Genomic DNA, 16,258 nt, shown 5'->3' with positions numbered 1-16,258 from the left:
CCCGGCGGGGCCGCGCCGATCACTGTGCCGACGACAGGACGGTGGCTGTCGCGGTGGGTGTAATGGGCGTAATGGGCGCGGTATCCAGGGGGTAGACGGCTTCCTGCGGTGCCGCCGCGGGGGTGCCCAGCAGACGGATCATCTTCTCGTGCCAGGCCCGGTGCAGGCAGAACGCCAGCCCCTGCCAGCCGTCCCGCCAGCCGCTCCTGAACACGTACATGTAGACGAACGTCACCACCATCTTGCAGGGCAGCAGGGGGAGGACGACGTCGCGGGCGATGGCCCGCGACAGCGGCCTGCTGCTCGTCGCCCGGTCGGGGCCGAGCACCCGCCGGAGCTGCCGCAACGGTCCGCTAGACGTGCCGCGGCGGCGTGCCTCCAGCTCCGCGTAGGTGATGTGTTTGTGCAGCCAGCAGGCCAGGCCCTTGCTGTCCTGGTCGATGACGTCGTGTTCGAGGGGCAGGATCGTGCCGTTGACCGACGGGCGTTCGCTGAACTCCTCGGCGGTGGCGAACGAGGCGGACCGCCGGTCGAGCAGCCGGGCCTGCCAGCTGTTGGCGTACCACCCGCAGTGGGCTATCCAGCGGCCGAGGAAGAAGAACCGGCGCCGGTGGGTGTAGGCGGCGCAGTCCTCCCGGCCGAGCCGTTCGGCGATCTCCGCCGCGAGCGCGACGGGCACCCATTCGTCGGCGTCGAGGAAGTACACCCAGTCGTGCTGGACGCCGGGCTGGCGCATGGCCCATTCGCGCTGGCCGGCAAAGCCGCGCCAGGGCTGTTCCCACACGGTGGCGCCCAGCTCCCGGGCGATCTGCGGTGTCCCGTCGGTGGAGCCGGAGTCGACGACCACCACCTGGGCGCACCAGCCGGCCGAGCGGACCGCCCGGGCGATGTCCCGGCGTTCGTCCCGGGCCAGGATGATCGCGGTGACCGGCACGGACCCCGGTGGCGGCGTGAGCGCCGCGCCGGCTGTGGCGGGGGCCGCGTACGGCACCGGCGACCGGGACGGCCGCGCCGCGGGCCGGATCATGACGTCGCCTCCGTCGCGCCCAGCATCCAGTCGAAGTAACGGTCACGGTCGAACGGGTTGCCCGGCTCCGGTGGCACCCGGGTCTCCAGCGCCCGCCGGATCGCGTCGGCGATGTCGTCCGGATGCTCCTGGGTGAACGGTACGAGGGCGCCGCCGGCGACCTCCCGGTTGTGCGGCGTGTCATGGGCGACGACCGGCTGCGCCGCCAGCCGTGCCTCGGCCAGCGGGTAGCCGAACGACTCGATGCGGGTGGGGTAGATGGTCGCCCACGACCGCCGGCGGTACCGCGCCACCTCGGTGTGCGTGATCCGGCCGATGAAACGCAGATGGCGCGCGTCGCCGAGCCCTTCGGCACGCGCCTCCCACGGGGTCGCGGTGACCAGCACCTCGATCTCCGTCCGGTGGCCGCGCCGGACGATGTCCACCGCCTCGTCGACGGTCCGCAGGATGTCGCCCATCCGCTTCCACCGGGCGAAGAGCACCGGGCACAGGAAGACCTCGGGCCTGCGGCCGGTGACCGGTTCGGGTGCCATCGACAGCGGGTTCGGGCGTACCGAGATGCGCGACGACAGATCCGGGGCGGTCATGGCGACCCGCCGGGCCATGCCGGTGGTCGGCACCACGATCATGTCCGAGCGGCGGGCGGCCTGGCGCACCACCTGGGCCTGCCACGGGATCTCCCGGTCGACCCGGCCGCCGAGCTTCCTGATCTCCTCGGGATCCAGGAAGTGCTGCGGCTGGTGGAGCAGCAGCCAGCGCCGGGCCGGCGTCACCACGAACCCGACGTTGTTGAGGGAGACCACCCGGCGGTGCCTCCACGGCCGTTCGCGCTGGATCAGCCAGGCCGGGCTGACCGGCTGGTCCCGGCCGATGACGCGGACGTCCGGGCGACGGTTGTCCACGAGATAGCTCTCGAGCTCGAGAAGCAGCCGCCGGGCGCCGCCCATCCGCGCGCCCGCGCAGTCGACGAGGACGGTGCCGGTGTTCTCAGTCTTCATGTTCTCTGGTTCTCATGTGTGTTCCCGGTTTTCTCGGGTGGGCCGGTACCCGGGTTCTCAGGCCGCTTTTTCCGGCGCGCCGAGCAGCCAGTTGAAATAGCGGTCCGGGTCGAACGGGTTGACCGGCTCCGGGACGAAGGTGGTGTTCAGGGCGCGGTGGATGGCCGCGGCGATTTCCGCCGGCTCCTCCCGCTGGTACGGGACGAGGACGGGACCGGCGATGTCACGGTTGTGCGCGATGTTGCGCGCCACCACCGGCAGCGCGGCCAGCCGCGCCTCGGCCAGCGGATATCCGAACGACTCGATCCGCGTCGGGTAGATCAGCGCCCGGCACCGGTTCTGGTGGTGCGTCAGCTCCTGCGGTGTCAGCCGGCCGACGAAGTCCAGGCGGCCGGTGGGGCCGAGCCCGTCGGCGGTGGCCTCCTCGCGGGTGGCGGTGACGACGACCCGCAGGTCGGCGCCGGTTTCGGCGGCCAGCGTCGTGACCGCCTGGTCGACCAGGCGCAGTAACGTCGCCATGGCCTTCCACGGCGAGAACAGCACCGGGCACAGCAGCAGGTGCGGCTCGCGCGGCTGGGCGGGGGCGGCCTGCGGCATCGACAGCGGATGCGGGCGGACGGTCAGCCGGGACACCAGGTCCGGGACCGCGTCGAGAACCCGTTCGGCCATGCTGGCGGCCGGTACGACCACGAAGTCGGCGCGGCGGGCGGCCTGCCGGACGATCCTGGTCTGACGGGCCATGCGGGAGTCCAGCCGGGTGCCGATGAGCTCCAGTTCGGCCGGCCGGAGAAAGTGCAGCGGATTGCGCAGCAGCACGTAACGCGAGCCGGCGGTCGCCGCGAACCCGACGTTGTTCAGGGAGATCACCCGGGCGAACCGCCCCAGCCGTTCCCGCCGGGCGAGCCAGGTCGCGGTGATCGGCCGGTCGCGTCCGATCACCCGGACGTTGGGGCGCTCGACCCTGGCCAGATGCCCGTCGAGCTCGAGCAGGAAACGCAGCGCGCCGCCCATGCGGGCACCGGCGCAGTCGACGAGGACGGGTCCGTCGTCCGCCGGCGGCGGCGTCCCCGTGGTTCCGAATCCGGTTGTGACGTCCATGATCGCCCCACTTCTCTCCTCGGCCGGCCCGGAGAACTCCCGGCCCGGCAATCGGATGGCCCGGAAAACACCCGGTCCGGAAGGCCTCCGGTCCGGGAGCCGGCCGGTTGTGCGAACTGGCGGTTCCACGGGAACGGGAGGGTCCCGGAAACCCGCCGGCGGCGGCCGGGTGAGCCGGCCGGGCCGCTTCGGGTCATGTGCCGGGCACGTCGGCGCTCCCGGGTGCCCACCGCTGTTCCCGCGCTTCCCGCGTTTCCCGCGCCGGTGGCCGGGCCGGCTGGTAACGCTGGTCCACCGTCACCCCCTTGCCGCGGGCGCTCAGCAGCGTTTCCGGGGGGACGACGGTCACCGACACCCGCAGCCGGTCGCCCACCCGTTCCTGCAGGAGGCGGCGGGCCCGGGCCAGGTCGCCGGCCCCCGGCGGCCGGGCGGCGGCCACCCGCAGCTCCACCTCGCCGCGGCGCTCCTGACGGAACTGGAACCGGTCGAAGACGGCGAAGGCGCTGTCGTGGAAGTTCAGGGCCGCGGTGGAGATGGGCTCGTCGTCCGCCCCGTAGACCAGGGACTGGTCCCAGCGCCCGCGGACGTCGGTGAGCACCGGGAACGACGAGCCGCACACGCAGCGGGCGCCGTGCGGGCCGGCGGGCAGCAGGGTGCCGGCGTCCTCGGTGTCATAGCGCACCAGCGGCATGGCGGCGTTGGTCATCCCGGTGCCGACGATCCGTCCGTCGACGACCTCGGTGAGGCCGTAGGTGGGGGCGAGATGGTAGGCGCCGGGGCGGGCGGGGCACTCACCGGCGAACACCACCTTCTCGCTCTGCCCGTACCAGCGGACCACCGGTGCCGCGAAGACCTCCCGGAAGAGCGCCACCTGCCAGTCGAAGGCCCCTTCGCTGGCCAGCAGCACCGCGCGGACGCGGCTGAGCGCGCGGTGCGGCCCGGTCCGCGCCACCCAGTGGGCGAACGGCGTGACCGCCGACGGGTACCCCCAGATGGCCACCGGGCGGAAGTCGCCGAGCCGCTCCAGCAGATCGGCGAAGGTCCGGTCCGACAGGTGGAACGGGGAGACCAGGAAGTGGTTGTACGTCGGCTGGAACAGGACGGGCCGGCCGGCGAAGCCCGCGCCGAGGCTGCCGCCCCGGAAAGTGATCTTCGGGTCGGTCGGCCGCACCCCCGCCCGTCCCCACACGTGGGCGATGTGGGCCCACTCGGTGAAGAACGACGCGTAGGAGATCCGCAGGTCCAGCGGCTGCCCGCCGGTGCCGCCGGTGGTGACCCGCCGGGCGGGCACCCGAGGGCCGGTGAAGGAGCCGGCAAGGCCGCGGACGGTCTCCTTGCCCAGCACCGGAAGCCCGTCGAGCCGGCCCTCCAGGCAGGCCTGGAGATACTCCGGGCGTTCCCGGTAGTACGGCACCGACCGGCCCCAGCGCCGGTGGAACCGGGCCAGCCGGGACACCTGCCACTGGTGGACCTCGGCCGCGTCGGCCGCCTCCAGCCTGGCGAGCGTGCGCAGGTGGCCGCGCACCAGCGGGCTGGCGCAGGCGGCGTCGAACACGGCGGCGGCCGCCCGGGAGCCGAACACCGAGCCCGCCCGCGCCGGGACCGCCCGCGCGGCCGCCTTGGCGGCCGTCCGGGAACACGTCCATGCGGACGCCGGTGGGGACGCCGGTGGGACCGCCCGGGCCCGGGTCATCGGGCCACCGCCGGCGGTGGCCGATGTTCGACGTACCCCTGCCAGGCGAAGTGCGGCTCGGCCCGCAGGACCGTCTCGACCGGCAGTGAGCCGAGGCGTCCCTGCCACGGGCCGTGGTCGGAGATGATCTCGATGTCACGCCAGTCACCACGGGCGAGTGGCAGGGCGCGGCAGGTGAACGCCTGGCGGACCACGGGCACCCGGTCGGGGTCGAAGCCGAACAGGTACGTCGCGGCCGCGTCGACCGCGGCCGGCGTGGTCCCGCAGGCCAGTAACCGGGCGGGCAGCGGGTCGGGGTTCATCGGGCCGTTGCGCTGCCCGGCGATCACCCCGTCCACGATGACGATGTGCCGCCGGCCCGGGTCCGGGGTGTCGGCCACGGTGCCGTCCGGCCGGCCGTACTCCAGGATCTTGTTCAGGTCGAGGCACATGCGCCACACCGTGTCGTTGCCCCACCAGTTACCGCTGCGTACCACGGTGTCGCCGTCCCCGAACAGCTGGCTGCCGCGGTGGCGGGCCAGCCGCAGCATGCCGCCGCCCAGGCGGGGGGAGAGCATGGCCACCCGGCGCAGCCTGGTGGCCGCGGCCCGCTCGAGCGAGTGCCGGGAGCTGCGGCTGGGATGCTCGTCGCCGCCGGTGCCGGGCCGGCCCTCGGTGTGGTGCGGTAACCAGTTCTTGTCCGCGTTGATCCCGACCAGGTTCTTCAGGGCGAGGGTGATCCCGGCCTTCTTGTGGCTTTTCAGCTTGGGGAGGTTCACCACGAGGTCGGCCCGCAGGGCCGTGCCGGAGAGCAGGTACTCGTGCCGGCCGCCGCTGTGGTGGGAGTTCACCACCCGGCTGTCGTAGTCGGCCCCGTAGTAGCGGCCCGCGCCGCCGTGGCCGACGAACTCGCTGGCCGCGGCGAGGTCGAAGGCGATCGCGCCGCCGGGGTCGCCCGGCAGCCGGCGGCGGGCCACCACGACGTCGTCGACCGTGGTCCACTCCTCCTGGCGCAGGTCGACCAGGTCGAGGCGCAGCCCGCGTTCCCGGTAGAACCGGCGCAGCTCGTCCAGGCCGAGCAGGCTCACGATCGCCGTGAAGGACGAGTCGGTCTGCGGCGCGTCGGCGATCACCACCCGGCCGGCGCTCCCGACCGCGGCGAACGCGTAGTCGGCGACGGCGCGCACCACGGAGCCGTGGGTGAGCACGTACCGCCAGCCCTGCGGGTCCCGCGGGTGGCGCTCACGTACCAGGTTGGGCTTGAGCACGACCGTCCCGCCCGGGGGGACGAGGCCGGCCAGCGGGTTCCAGCGTGCGGTGTCCACGTTCGCCGCGTCCAGCCCGGCCAGTGCCAGGGCCCGGCGGACGCCGGCGTACACCGGGTTCGCCGCCGGGCCGAGGTGCCCGTGCGCGTACTCGGGATACGCGGTGTCCGGGGAGAAGGGGACGACGTCGGGATAGGACGCCGTCCGCGTCCGCGTGACCGCCACCCGGTACGGGGCGGTGATGTTCTCTGGCATTCCCGGCATGTCCGGCCTTATCGGTAGGAGTGCCTCGGCCGTGGGGGTGCCGCCACGGCCGAGGCGGTCGGGTGTCGCGCGTACCGGCCTGCGAGTGGATGGTCGGTAGATAGCGGACGGTGGTGCATCTAACCTCAGAGTAACGACTCTACTACGGAATGCGAGGACTGGATCGGGTGTGTCGTATCACCGGGAAGCCGCGCCCTGGTCGGGGTGTGGCGGCACTGCGCGCGTTCGGGGCTGGCGCGTCGGTGCTGCCGGTGTCGTCGGTTCCGCACCTTTCTCGAGCACAATGTGTGACATGATGAACTCCATACGTAATGATCGTCGCGCGCGGCGGGCCGGTCATGCGGGCCATACCGGCCAGGCCGGTGACGTTCTGCTACTTGCCCCGTCGCTGGGACTCGGCGGCGGCATCGAGCGCTACCTCGCCACGGTCGAACGGGCACTCGACGGGTCGGGCGCGCGGGTACGCAGGGTGGACCTGCTGGCCCCCGGCCGCCGCCCCACGCTTGCGGCAAAGGCCGACTTCGCCGCCCGCGCCGTGCTCGCCGCGCGGCGCCACGCGCCCATCCGCTGCCTGCTGGTGGGGCATCCCGGCCTCATCCCGGTGGCGGCGGCGGTCACGGCCGCGGCCCGGCCGTCGCGCTCGTTCGTCGCGTTCTACGGCACCGACATCTGGGGCACCCGGCCGCTGTCCCGGACACTGCTCACCAGGCTCTCCCGGGCCCGGCCGCTGACGATCAGCAGCTTCAGCGCGGGCGCCATGCTGTCGCTGGGCGTCCCCGCGGTGCTGCCGCCCGGCATCGACCCCGGCTGGCGGCAGACCCTGCTGCGCACCCCGCGGCCGGCCGCGGCGGACCGCGTCCCGGTGGTGCTCACCGTCTGCCGGCTGCCGGAGTGGCGCGGCAAGGGCGTGGCGGAGCTGGTCGAGGCGACCCGCCGGGCACGCGAGCGCGTCGGCGCGGTGCGCCTGGTCGTGGCGGGCCAGGGCCCGGCGCCCACCGAGCTCGTCGACCTGCTCGCCCGGGCGGACACCGAGCTGTACGTCTCGCCGCCCGACGCGCAGCTGGCGCGGCTCTACGGGGCCGCCGACCTGTTCGCGCTGTGCACCCGGACCAGGGTGCGCACACCCAGCAGCGGGGAGGGCTTCGGCATCGTGCTGGTCGAGGCGCAGCTCGCCGGCTGCCCGGTCGTCGCGCCGTTCTCCGGCGGCTCGTCCGACGCCTACGTCGCCGGGATGACCGGCTGGTCACCGGTGGACGAGTCCGCCCCGGCCCTGGCCGAGCTGCTGGGACAGGTGCTGTCGGACCGGGGCCGGCTGGCCGAGTCCGGCGGGCGGGCGCGCGAATGGGCACGGATGGTGACCGACCCGGAGGCCTACGCCGAGCAGACCCGCCGGATCCTCCTCGGCCGGGACGCGCCGGCCCCGGCCGAGGAGGCCCGTCCCGGCGTCCTGGCGGGCTGAGCGCTCCTCATGACGACGACACCGGGACGTCGCGGTGACGGCCGTGACGGCCTGGCGGTCGTTCAGTTCCGCGGGACGCTGCCGCCGCGCGTGGGGACGGGCTCACCGCTGCCCGCCGGGCGCGGCGGCCGCGGCGGGCGCGGCACGTTGCTCACCGCTGCCCGCCGGGCGCGGCGGGCGCGACATGTTGCTCATGGTCACGCTCGCCGCGTGCGGCGGCCAGGTCGGCGTCCACCATCATCGCGACCAGGGCGCGGAAGTCGACGGCCGGCCGCCAGCCCAGCAGGTCCCGCGCCCTGGACGCGTCCCCGACGAGCACGTCGACCTCGGCGGGCCGCAGGAAGCGCGGGTCCTGGACGACGTACGGGCCCCAGTCGGCTATGCCGACGTGGCCGAACGCGACGTCGAGCAGGTCGCGCACCGAATGCGTCTTCCCGGTGGCGATGACGTAGTCCTCGGGAGTGTCGCGCTGGAGCATCCGCCACATGGCGTCGACGTAGTCGCCGGCGAACCCCCAGTCCCGCCGCGCGTCGAGGTTGCCCAGCGCGATCTTCTCCTGCGCCCCGAGCGCGATCCGGGCGACCCCTCGGGTGATCTTCCTGGTCACGAACTCGGTGCCCCGGCGCGGGCTCTCGTGGTTGAACAGGATGCCGGACACGGCGTGGGCGCCGTACGACTCGCGGTAGTTGACGGTGATGTAGTGGCCGAAGGTCTTCGCGACCCCGTAGGGGGAGCGCGGGTGGAAGGCGGTGGTCTCCCGCTGCGGGGTCTCGCGCACCTTGCCGAACATCTCCGAGCTCGACGCCTGGTAGAAGCGGACGCGCGACATCTCGTCCGAGGTGGCTATCCGGATCGCCTCGAGCATCCGCAGGACGCCGATGCCGGTCGTCTCCCCGGTCAGCTCCGCCTGCCGCCAGGACAGGCCGACGAAGGAGATCGCGCCCAGGTTGTAGACCTCGTCGGGCTGGGCGGTCTCGACCGCGCCGATCAGGGACGGCAGGTCGGTCAGGTCGCCCTCCAGGAGACGGACCCCGGGCAGTATCTTCTCGACCACGGCGACCTTCGGGTTCGACTGGCCGCGGACCAGGCCGAACACCTCGTAGCCCTTGCTGAGCAGAAGCTCGCCCAGGTACAGCCCGTCCTGGCCGGTGATGCCGGTGATCAGAGCGTGTGGCATGCGGTGACACCCTCTTTCTGTTACTTCAAGTACGCGATATATTGCGCATAGTAGTGAACCCGCATCGTTCCATCGTCACCGCACGTAGGGGAACAGTATGATGTCCACCGAGATCTCCACCGATCTGCGATACCGCAACGCCGGCAACAAGATCCTTCTCGACCTGATCCGCCGGGAGCCCGGCCGGGCGCTCGACTGCGGCTGCGGGGCCGGTGACAACGCGCGGCTGCTGGCCGCACGCGGGTGGAGCGTCACCGGGATCACCAACGACCCGGCCGAACTGGCGGCGGCGGAGCAGGTGTGCGAGACCGTCCACCTGCACGACCTCACCAAGGGGCTGCCCTTCGCCGCGGACGGCTCCTACGACCTGGTGCTGCTCTCCCACGTCCTGGAGCACCTCGCCGACCCCGCCGGGCTGCTGGCGGAGGCCCGGCGGGTCGTCGCCGAGGACGGGCTGGTGGCGGTGGCCCTGCCCAACGTCCTGCACTACAGCCAGCGGGCCAAGTTCGTCCGCGGCCGGTTCGAATACACCCGGACCGGCGTGATGGACGCCACCCACCTGCGGTTCTTCACCTTCGACTCCGCCCTGCGAATGGTCCGTGACAGTGGTCTGGACGTGGTCACGACGCTGCCGGACGGCGGGCTGCCCTGGTGGCGGCTGCGCAACGTGCTGTCGTCGAGCGTGACCGGGCGGCTCGACCGGTGGGCGGCCCGGCGGCGGCCGAACCTGCTGTGCGCGCAGGCGGTGTTCCTGGCCCGGCCGCTGCCGAGCTGGGCGGCGTGAGCCGGCCGGGCGCCCGGCCGCGCGGCGTGGGCCACCTGGCGGCGTGACCCGCGCCGGGCGCCCCGGCTCCGGCCTACCGCCGCCAGTAAGCGCCACAGGCGTCGATCCGGACGAGAGGGGCGTCGATGCCCTGGGCCGCCCGGAAGTCCTCGACCGCGCGGCGGCAGCCCTCGACCGCACCGTAGTCGTCGATGATGCAGAAGCCGCCGTCGGACAGCTTTGGGTAGAGCGTGGTCAGGGCCTCGATCGTGCTGGAGTACATGTCGCCGTCCAGGCGCATGAGCGCGAGCCTGTCGATCGGCGCACCCGGCAGCGTCTCGGAGAACCAGCCGGGCAGGAAGCGCACCTGGTCGTCGAGCAGCCCATACCGGCGGAAGTTGTCCCGGACCTCTGCCAGCGGGACGACGAGCTCGGCCACCGTGTGGTGCCGGTCGCCGGTGTCGGCGGGATAACGGCCGGGATCGGGCTCCGGCAGCCCCGAGAACGAGTCCGCGACCCACACTATGCGGTCCTCGACCCCGTGGGCGGCGAGTATTCCCCGCATCAGGATGCACGAACCGCCCCGCCAGACACCGGTTTCGATCAGATCCCCGGGAACGTTGTCGCGCAGAATCGTCTCGACGCATTCCTGGAGGTTGTCCAGACGTTTGGCGCCTACCATGGTGTGCGCGAGCCGGGGCCAGTCCTGGCCGTTGCGGCGAACCTCGGGGGAGACGATTCTCGCCACCGAGAGATTCCGCCGCTCGAGCAGCCGCTGCAGAATCCGGGCGCTGCGGCGCCCGCGCCAGACCGCGCCGTCCCGTCCGTCCCACAACGAGAAGGAAAGCACCTCCTTCAGCAGATGGACATACCGTTGCGGAAGTTCCTCTCCAACGGTCGGTGACACGTCGAGATCCGTCATCTCTGTCATTCCTTCTTTTCTTCTCCGGGGATACTTCTCTTTTCCGGGGTGCGGATGCCGTCGGGTGGGCGGCTTTTCCGGGATGTGGTTCTCCGGGGGCGCGCGCGGCCGACCGGCCGAGGCGGTGTCAGGACCAGGACACCCAGCGGGCGGGACGGGGCTCGTCGGGCAGGGGCACCGCCTCGGCGGGCATGCGCAGCAGCCCGTCGACAAGACCGTGGAAGGCGAGCAGGCAGGAGGCGTACCCGCGCCTGCGCACGGCGTCCTTCACGGCGGTGCCGGGCACCAGGACCAGCATCGACCACAGCGTCACCAGCGCCGTGCGCAGTGCCCAGCCCCGGGCCCGGACGAACCACAGCCTGTTGCGGACGCTGTAGTAGATGTACCGGCCGGCCGGGATCGTCCCGCCACTGGCGTGCCAGGCCCGCGCCGGGCTGAGCATGACGCGCCAGCCGGCCTCCCGGGCACGGTGGCAGAAGTCGGCATCCTCGAAACCGAGGAAGTAGCGTCCGTCCATCGGCACGTCCCGGTGACATTCGGCCTTGATGAACATGGCTGCGCCGGTGACCCATTCGGCCTCGCACGGCTGGCCGACGGACGGCGTTCGCAGTACCCTCGGCGCGGCGAGGAAACGGGTGAGAACAGCGGCGCCCGACTGCAGCCCCCGAGCGTTGACCAGCGTCGGGCCGACCACACCGACCCGGTCGGTGGCCAGCAGGTCCAGGCACGCCCCGATCGTCGCGTCATCCATCCGGATGTCGTTGTTGAGCAGTAGATAGCAGGACGCCGTCGGATAGACCCGGGTGGCGTGCTGAAAACCGCCGGCGAAACCGAGATTGCGGGACGGGACTATCCAGGAAATCTCCGCGGGAATGCCCGCGGGGCGTTCCGACAGATCGTTGGCCACCACCACCACCCGATGCAGCAGCGCGCTGCGGTCCAGTTCGCAGGCGAGTTCGACGGTGGGCTCGGCCGGCCCCCAGTGCACGATGACCGCGATGTTCCTCATAGCTGATTCCTCATGACTGGTTCCTCATGACCGCTCCGCGGAAGCGGGGCGGTTCGGCGCGGTGTCGCGGCGGTTCGGCGCGGTGCGCCGCAGCACCGCGCCGAACATCAGTGCCGCGGACAGGGTGTAGATGACGATCGACATGGCGGCGATCAGCGCGAGATTTCCGGTGGGCACGGTCACACACAGGCCGACGACGGTCAGCGCAGCCGCCAGCGCCTGCGTCCCGTACACGCTGCGCTGACCGGACAGGCTCAGCAGCGCGTGGATCAGCAGGTAGTCCGCGGACAGCGGGATCGCCGCGAGGACGAGCGCCCGGGTCGGCGCCACCGCGGGTAGGAACTCCCGACCATAACAGAGGGTAATCAATTCGGGGGCGAGGAGCATGACCGGCAGGGCCACCCCGGCCGCGACGCCGAGCGCCCACCTCACCCCGCGTCGGATCAGCAGGCGCTGCTGGTTCAGGCCGTGGGCGTGCCGCAGCCGGCTGAAGGCGAGCATCCCGACCGCCTGGCCGAGCGCGGTACAGGTCAGGCTGGCGGTGGCCGCGACACCGTAGAACGCGACGTCGGAAGTGGGCCGGGCGGCAGCGACCACCACCGAGTCGAGCCGGTAGATCACCTGCGCCCCGATGGCCGTGGGCAACGCCGCGACAGCGCCCCGCACGAGCGCCCGGGACGGCAGGAAGCGGGCTGGCCGGCGTGGCGTGCCCGGCTCGCCGAGGGTCCGCGCCAGCATCACCACCGCCGGGACGGCGACGCCCACCCCCGAGCACAACAGCCAGACACCGACCTCGCGGGTGCCCGCGCGCCACGCCACGACCAGCAGGAACAGGCCCGCCAGCGAGGGCAGCAGCCGTACGAGCTGGAACTCGCCGGTCATCCGTGACCGGCGCTGGGCCATCCCGGAGGCCAGCGACGCGGCTACCGCCCCGGCGGTGGCCGCCGCCGCCCCGATGACCCCGTACCCGTCCAGCCAGGGCTGGGCCCCGACGCCCGCGAGCGTCCCGAACAGCGCGGCCGCCACCAGCGCGACGACGGCGACCTGCGCCAGCAGCGGGCCGGCGAGGTCGCGGTCGCTGCCACGGCCGGTCACCACCGCCTGTGTCACGCCGAGGGTCAGCACGACCGCCGCCACCCCCGACATCGTCTGGGTGGCCACGAACGCGCCCCGGGCGGTCGGCCCGAGAACACGCGCGGTCACGATCCCCGAGGCCAGCCCGATCAGGATCGCGGCGGCGTTGCCCGCGGCGACCGCGATCCCCGACGGCATGCCCGGGCGCGCGAGCGTGGCCAGCCGCCGGGGCCGCCGGTGCCGGGCCGTGGACGGCCTGCCGAGGGCCGTGACGGGAGGGCCTGCGGTGGGGCCCACGGCGGGGCTGGCGACGGTGCTCATGACGGGGTCTGCGGTGGGGCTCGCAGCGGGGCCCACGGCGGGGCTGGCGACGGTGCTCATGACGGGGCCGTCGGCCCGGGCGTCCTGCGTCGTCACGGCACGGCGTTCGGGGTAGCCGTGCCGTCCGTGCCGTTCGGGGTGTTCGGGGTGTTCGTGCCGCTCGGGGTGCCGGGTGCGGTGTGGTCCGGCGGCCGGGCGCCGCCGCGGGTCACCGCCGGTCCCGCGGGTATGGCCGGTCCCGCCGGTCCCGCCGGCTCTGCCGGTCCCGCCGGCTCTGCCGGTCCCGCCGGCTCTGCCGGTCCCGCCTGCCCAGCCTGCCCAGCCGACACGGTTGCCGTTGCGTCCGCTGCTGCCGCCGCGGCGGCGGCGAGGACGTGCGCCGAGGTGACCAGGCCGCCGTCCGCCTGCCCGGCCGTGCCGGCGGCGGCATCGCGCAGGCGGCGGTGGAACTCGCGTACGGCCGCCTCATGCCCCTTGTCCTGGCGTCCCTGCCAGACGGTACGGCCACCGACGGTAAGCGACCGGAAGTCGTCGAGGACGAGGTGCGTGCCGCTGGCCAGCGCCTCCAGGCGCTCCTTGCCGATACCCGCCGGGCGCGCGGAGGAGTAGACGATCACCGAGGCCGACTGGTCGGCGTGCCCGAGCACGACCGTCACGTCGTCGGCGAGCAGTGCGCCCCCGCGTCCGGCCGGATGTGCCCGCACCGACACGATCTCCGACGGGTTCAGGAACGCGCAGGTGTCGACGAAGTGGCAGACCTCCCCGAGCAGCCGCCCGCCCTGGCGGCGGTCGGCGTACCAGTGCCCGTCCGCGACCTTCCCGGCCGCTACCCGGTAGATCAGGGTGAGCGGGGACGTCCGGGCGTCGAGGTGTTCCCGGGCGAGCCGGGCCGCGGGTGACCAGCGCCGGTTGAAGCCGGTGAACAGGACGCCGTCGGAGCGGCTGGCGGCGTCCGCCACCGCCCGCAGCTCGTCGAAGGACAGCGCGAGCGGCTTCTCGCACCAGACGTGCCGGCCGGCCTCCAGCGCCTGTACGACCAGGTCGGCGTGGGCGTCGTGCGGGGTCGCGATGACCACCACGTCGACGTCGGGATCGTCGATGACGGCGTCCGGGCCGCCGGCGATCCTCGTGAAGCCGGCGCGCTCCCCGAAGCGTCGGGCACGCAGGCCACCGGCTGAGCCGACCGTGACGAAGCGGTCGAAGCCCGCGGCCCGGAAGGCGGGCAGCAGCACGGTGGCGGAGAAGGCGCCGGCGCCGATCCAGCCGATGCCGTAGCCCCGCCCGGCGGCCCGAGCGCTGTCGCTGTGTGTGCTGTCGCTGTGTGTGCTGCCGTCGGGTGTGCTGTCGTGTGTGCTGCCGTCGGGTGTGCCACTGCCTGCGCGGGCGGCGCGGGCGGCGCGGCGTGCCCCGGCCGGCCCGGGGAGGGTGGGCAGCCCGCCGGCGGCCCGGGAGAGCCCGGCCGCCAGGGAGGAGCCGGGCAGCCGCAGCGGCAGGGACAACCGGGAGGCCCCGGCCGGCCCGGGCTGCCCGGACAGCGCGGGCAGCCCGGCCAGCCCCGGCCGTCCGGGCTGCCCGGACAGCGCGGGCAGCCCGGCCAGCCCCGGCCGTCCGGGCTGCCCGCGCCGGGGCGGCAGGACGATGCTCGCCGGCAGCGTCCGGGAGACGTCGTAGTCGAAGCGGATCGCCAGGTACGGTTCGCTCCGGCTCTCGACCAGGGCGTAGGCGTCGGCGGCGTCGTCGATGGCGAAACTGTGCGTCACCAGATCGGCGACCTTCAGCCGGCCGGTGGCCAGCAGGTCGACGACGGCCTCCAGGTTGCGGCCCTCCGTCCAGCGGACCTGGCCGGCCGGGTAGTCCACCCCCCAGTCCTCGTACGCCCGCTCGTAGCGGCCGGGGCCGTACGAGCGGGCGAACCGCACCGACAGCTCCCGGTCGTAGAAGGGCGTGCGGTCGAGCTCGAGCCCGACGTCCCCGACGATGACCACGGTCGCGCGGTCCCGGCACAGCGCCGGCACCCGGCCGATGAGATCCGAGCTCCGGGTGGCGGCGCAGACCAGCACGGCGTCCGCGCCCCGCCCACGGGCCCAGCGCGCCACCGCGGCCGTGGTGGCCTCGCCCTGTTCACGCAGGGTGAGGACGCCGGCCCGGCCGGCCGCGGCCAGCGGCAGGTCGGCGACGTCGATGCCGGCCACGTCGCATCCGCTGGCCAGCGCGATCCGGGCGGCGAGCTGGCCGACCAGGCCAAGCCCGACGACCACCACCTTCGCGCCCGGCCCGACGTCGGCCAGGCGCAGCCCGTGCAGGGCGATGGAGGCCACCGTCGCGAACGCCGCGTCCGCGGCCGGCACCCCGGCGGGCACCGGCACGCACAGCAGACCGGGCACCGCCTGCACTTCGGCGTGGTTCGCCCAGCCGGCCCCGCCGGTGGCGACGAGCTGTCCGGGCGCGATACCGGTCCCGTCGACCATCTCGCCGACGTCCAGCACGGTCCCGGCGGCGCTGTAGCCGAGCGGGATGTCCCCGCCGAGGCGGGCCCGTACCGCGCGGGCGGCCGGGCCGATCCCGTCGGCCCGGGCCCGTTGGACCACCTGGCGGACCAGGTCGGGACGGGCCCGGGCCTTGGCCAGCAGCCCCGACTGGGCGAGCGCGGTGACCGCCCGTTCCGTCCCGGGGGAGACGATGCTCGCCGCGGTACGGACCAGCACCTCGGTCGGTCCGATCCGCGGTGCGGGGACGTCGAGAACCTCGACCGCGCCTCCGCTGACCGCCTGCACCACCTGTTTCACGTCCGCTGCACCCCCTTGGCTCCGGCCCGGCCCGGCATCGCCGCCCGGCCTGGCACTTCCGGCCGGCCCGGCGCCCCTGACCGGCCCGGTGCTTCTTCTGGTTGGCCTGGCTGGCCTGTTGGGTCTGTTGGGTCTGGTTGGTCCGGCGCGTCCGGTCGGTCCGCCGCCGTCGGTCGAGCTGGTGGTCGAGCTGGTGGCCGCGGCCGGACGCCGGCCAGCTGGCCGGTCTCGATGTCCGTGTGGATCTCGATAGGCAGCTCGTGGTCGACGACGTAGGCGGCGGTGAGCGCCGGCACGGTGTCCTGCCAGCCGAGCGCGCGGTGCGTCGGGCGCAGCTCCCAGCGGCCCGTCCCGGCGGCGGCCGGGCCGCCACGCACGCGCAGGACGATCTCCCCGCTGCCGCTGCCGCTGCCGCTGCCGCTG

12 protein-coding genes and 1 pseudogene are annotated in these 16,258 nt (G+C 73.7%); 2 read left to right on the top strand and 11 right to left on the bottom strand.

The annotated features are described in order from the left end of the window. Nucleotides 1–19 precede the first annotated feature (19 nt). The 5 genes from AC5LSR_RS03050 to AC5LSR_RS03030 all read right to left on the bottom strand — a co-directional run bounded on the left by AC5LSR_RS03050 (nucleotide 20) and on the right by AC5LSR_RS03030 (nucleotide 6,324). Nucleotides 20–1,027, bottom strand: a complete 1,008-nt coding sequence (locus AC5LSR_RS03050) for a glycosyltransferase family 2 protein (protein WP_250281195.1) — start codon at nucleotides 1,025–1,027, stop codon at nucleotides 20–22. Then, nucleotides 1,024–2,025 carry a glycosyltransferase gene (locus AC5LSR_RS03045; protein WP_250281198.1) on the bottom strand — a complete coding sequence of 334 codons (1,002 nt, stop codon included), beginning with the start codon at nucleotides 2,023–2,025 and terminating at the stop codon, nucleotides 1,024–1,026. Before AC5LSR_RS03045 ends, AC5LSR_RS03050 begins: the two co-directional genes overlap by 4 nt. A 57-nt stretch (nucleotides 2,026–2,082) precedes the next feature. Further along, nucleotides 2,083–3,123: a glycosyltransferase gene (locus AC5LSR_RS03040; protein WP_250281200.1), complete on the bottom strand. Its 1,041-nt coding sequence runs from the start codon at nucleotides 3,121–3,123 to the stop codon at nucleotides 2,083–2,085. Between the two features lie 193 nt (nucleotides 3,124–3,316). Further along, nucleotides 3,317–4,816, bottom strand: a complete 1,500-nt coding sequence (locus AC5LSR_RS03035) for a phenylacetate--CoA ligase family protein (protein ID WP_250281203.1) — start codon at nucleotides 4,814–4,816, stop codon at nucleotides 3,317–3,319. After that, entirely contained in the window at nucleotides 4,813–6,324 is a 1,512-nt protein-coding gene (locus AC5LSR_RS03030; protein WP_250281205.1) for a DUF362 domain-containing protein, read from the bottom strand. The genes AC5LSR_RS03035 and AC5LSR_RS03030 overlap by 4 nt, the downstream gene beginning before the upstream one ends. 292 nt (nucleotides 6,325–6,616) lie before the next feature. Here AC5LSR_RS03030 and AC5LSR_RS03025 point away from each other — a divergent pair, with 292 nt between their 5' ends. Continuing rightward, a complete protein-coding gene (locus tag AC5LSR_RS03025; protein WP_250281206.1) occupies nucleotides 6,617–7,783 on the top strand; it encodes a glycosyltransferase family 4 protein in 1,167 nt (388 codons plus the stop codon). Nucleotides 7,784–7,934: 151 nt separating this feature from the next. Here AC5LSR_RS03025 and gmd read toward each other — a convergent pair whose 3' ends face one another. Further along, a complete protein-coding gene (gene gmd, locus AC5LSR_RS03020; RefSeq protein WP_250281208.1) occupies nucleotides 7,935–8,960 on the bottom strand; it encodes a GDP-mannose 4,6-dehydratase in 1,026 nt (341 codons plus the stop codon). Nucleotides 8,961–9,057: 97 nt separating this feature from the next. Between gmd and AC5LSR_RS03015 the strand changes: the two genes are divergently transcribed. Continuing rightward, nucleotides 9,058–9,744 (top strand): class I SAM-dependent methyltransferase, encoded by a 687-nt coding sequence (locus AC5LSR_RS03015; protein ID WP_250290658.1) that lies wholly within the window; start codon nucleotides 9,058–9,060, stop codon nucleotides 9,742–9,744. A 73-nt stretch (nucleotides 9,745–9,817) separates the two neighbouring features. Here the strand turns inward: AC5LSR_RS03015 and AC5LSR_RS03010 are convergent, their stop codons facing one another. The 5 genes and pseudogenes from AC5LSR_RS03010 to AC5LSR_RS02990 all read right to left on the bottom strand — a co-directional run. Beyond that, a complete protein-coding gene (locus AC5LSR_RS03010) occupies nucleotides 9,818–10,654 on the bottom strand; it encodes a TylF/MycF family methyltransferase (protein WP_250285899.1) in 837 nt (278 codons plus the stop codon). Nucleotides 10,655–10,772: 118 nt separating this feature from the next. After that, nucleotides 10,773–11,654 carry a glycosyltransferase gene (locus AC5LSR_RS03005; protein ID WP_250285900.1) on the bottom strand — a complete coding sequence of 294 codons (882 nt, stop codon included), beginning with the start codon at nucleotides 11,652–11,654 and terminating at the stop codon, nucleotides 10,773–10,775. Nucleotides 11,655–11,678: 24 nt separating this feature from the next. Then, nucleotides 11,679–13,145, bottom strand: coding sequence for a lipopolysaccharide biosynthesis protein (locus AC5LSR_RS03000; protein ID WP_250285901.1), 1,467 nt, complete (start codon nucleotides 13,143–13,145; stop codon nucleotides 11,679–11,681). Further along, nucleotides 13,142–15,835, bottom strand: a complete 2,694-nt coding sequence (locus AC5LSR_RS02995) for a Gfo/Idh/MocA family oxidoreductase (protein ID WP_493468120.1) — start codon at nucleotides 15,833–15,835, stop codon at nucleotides 13,142–13,144. The genes AC5LSR_RS03000 and AC5LSR_RS02995 overlap by 4 nt, the downstream gene beginning before the upstream one ends. Then, nucleotides 15,832–16,258, bottom strand: a pseudogene (locus AC5LSR_RS02990) (hypothetical protein); the annotation flags it as partial. The pseudogene AC5LSR_RS02990 and the gene AC5LSR_RS02995, both read right to left, overlap by 4 nt.

The organism is Protofrankia sp. CiP1_Cm_nod4 (assembly GCF_982290645.1).
The sequence above is the reverse complement of the archived record's forward strand: the minus strand, read 5'-3'. Positions and strand labels throughout refer to the sequence as shown.

What these genes read in the sequence shown, in the direction of transcription:
- AC5LSR_RS03050 (WP_250281195.1), bottom strand. Translation starts at nt 1,027, where the DNA reads ATGATCCGGCCCGCGGCGCGGCCGTCCCGGTCGCCGGTGCCGTACGCG.
- AC5LSR_RS03045 (WP_250281198.1), bottom strand. Translation starts at nt 2,025, where the DNA reads ATGAAGACTGAGAACACCGGCACCGTCCTCGTCGACTGCGCGGGCGCG.
- AC5LSR_RS03040 (WP_250281200.1), bottom strand. Translation starts at nt 3,123, where the DNA reads ATGGACGTCACAACCGGATTCGGAACCACGGGGACGCCGCCGCCGGCG.
- AC5LSR_RS03035 (WP_250281203.1), bottom strand. Translation starts at nt 4,816, where the DNA reads ATGACCCGGGCCCGGGCGGTCCCACCGGCGTCCCCACCGGCGTCCGCA.
- AC5LSR_RS03030 (WP_250281205.1), bottom strand. Translation starts at nt 6,324, where the DNA reads ATGCCGGGAATGCCAGAGAACATCACCGCCCCGTACCGGGTGGCGGTC.
- AC5LSR_RS03025 (WP_250281206.1), top strand. Translation starts at nt 6,617, where the DNA reads ATGATGAACTCCATACGTAATGATCGTCGCGCGCGGCGGGCCGGTCAT.
- gmd (WP_250281208.1), bottom strand. Translation starts at nt 8,960, where the DNA reads ATGCCACACGCTCTGATCACCGGCATCACCGGCCAGGACGGGCTGTAC.
- AC5LSR_RS03015 (WP_250290658.1), top strand. Translation starts at nt 9,058, where the DNA reads ATGATGTCCACCGAGATCTCCACCGATCTGCGATACCGCAACGCCGGC.
- AC5LSR_RS03010 (WP_250285899.1), bottom strand. Translation starts at nt 10,654, where the DNA reads ATGACAGAGATGACGGATCTCGACGTGTCACCGACCGTTGGAGAGGAA.
- AC5LSR_RS03005 (WP_250285900.1), bottom strand. Translation starts at nt 11,654, where the DNA reads ATGAGGAACATCGCGGTCATCGTGCACTGGGGGCCGGCCGAGCCCACC.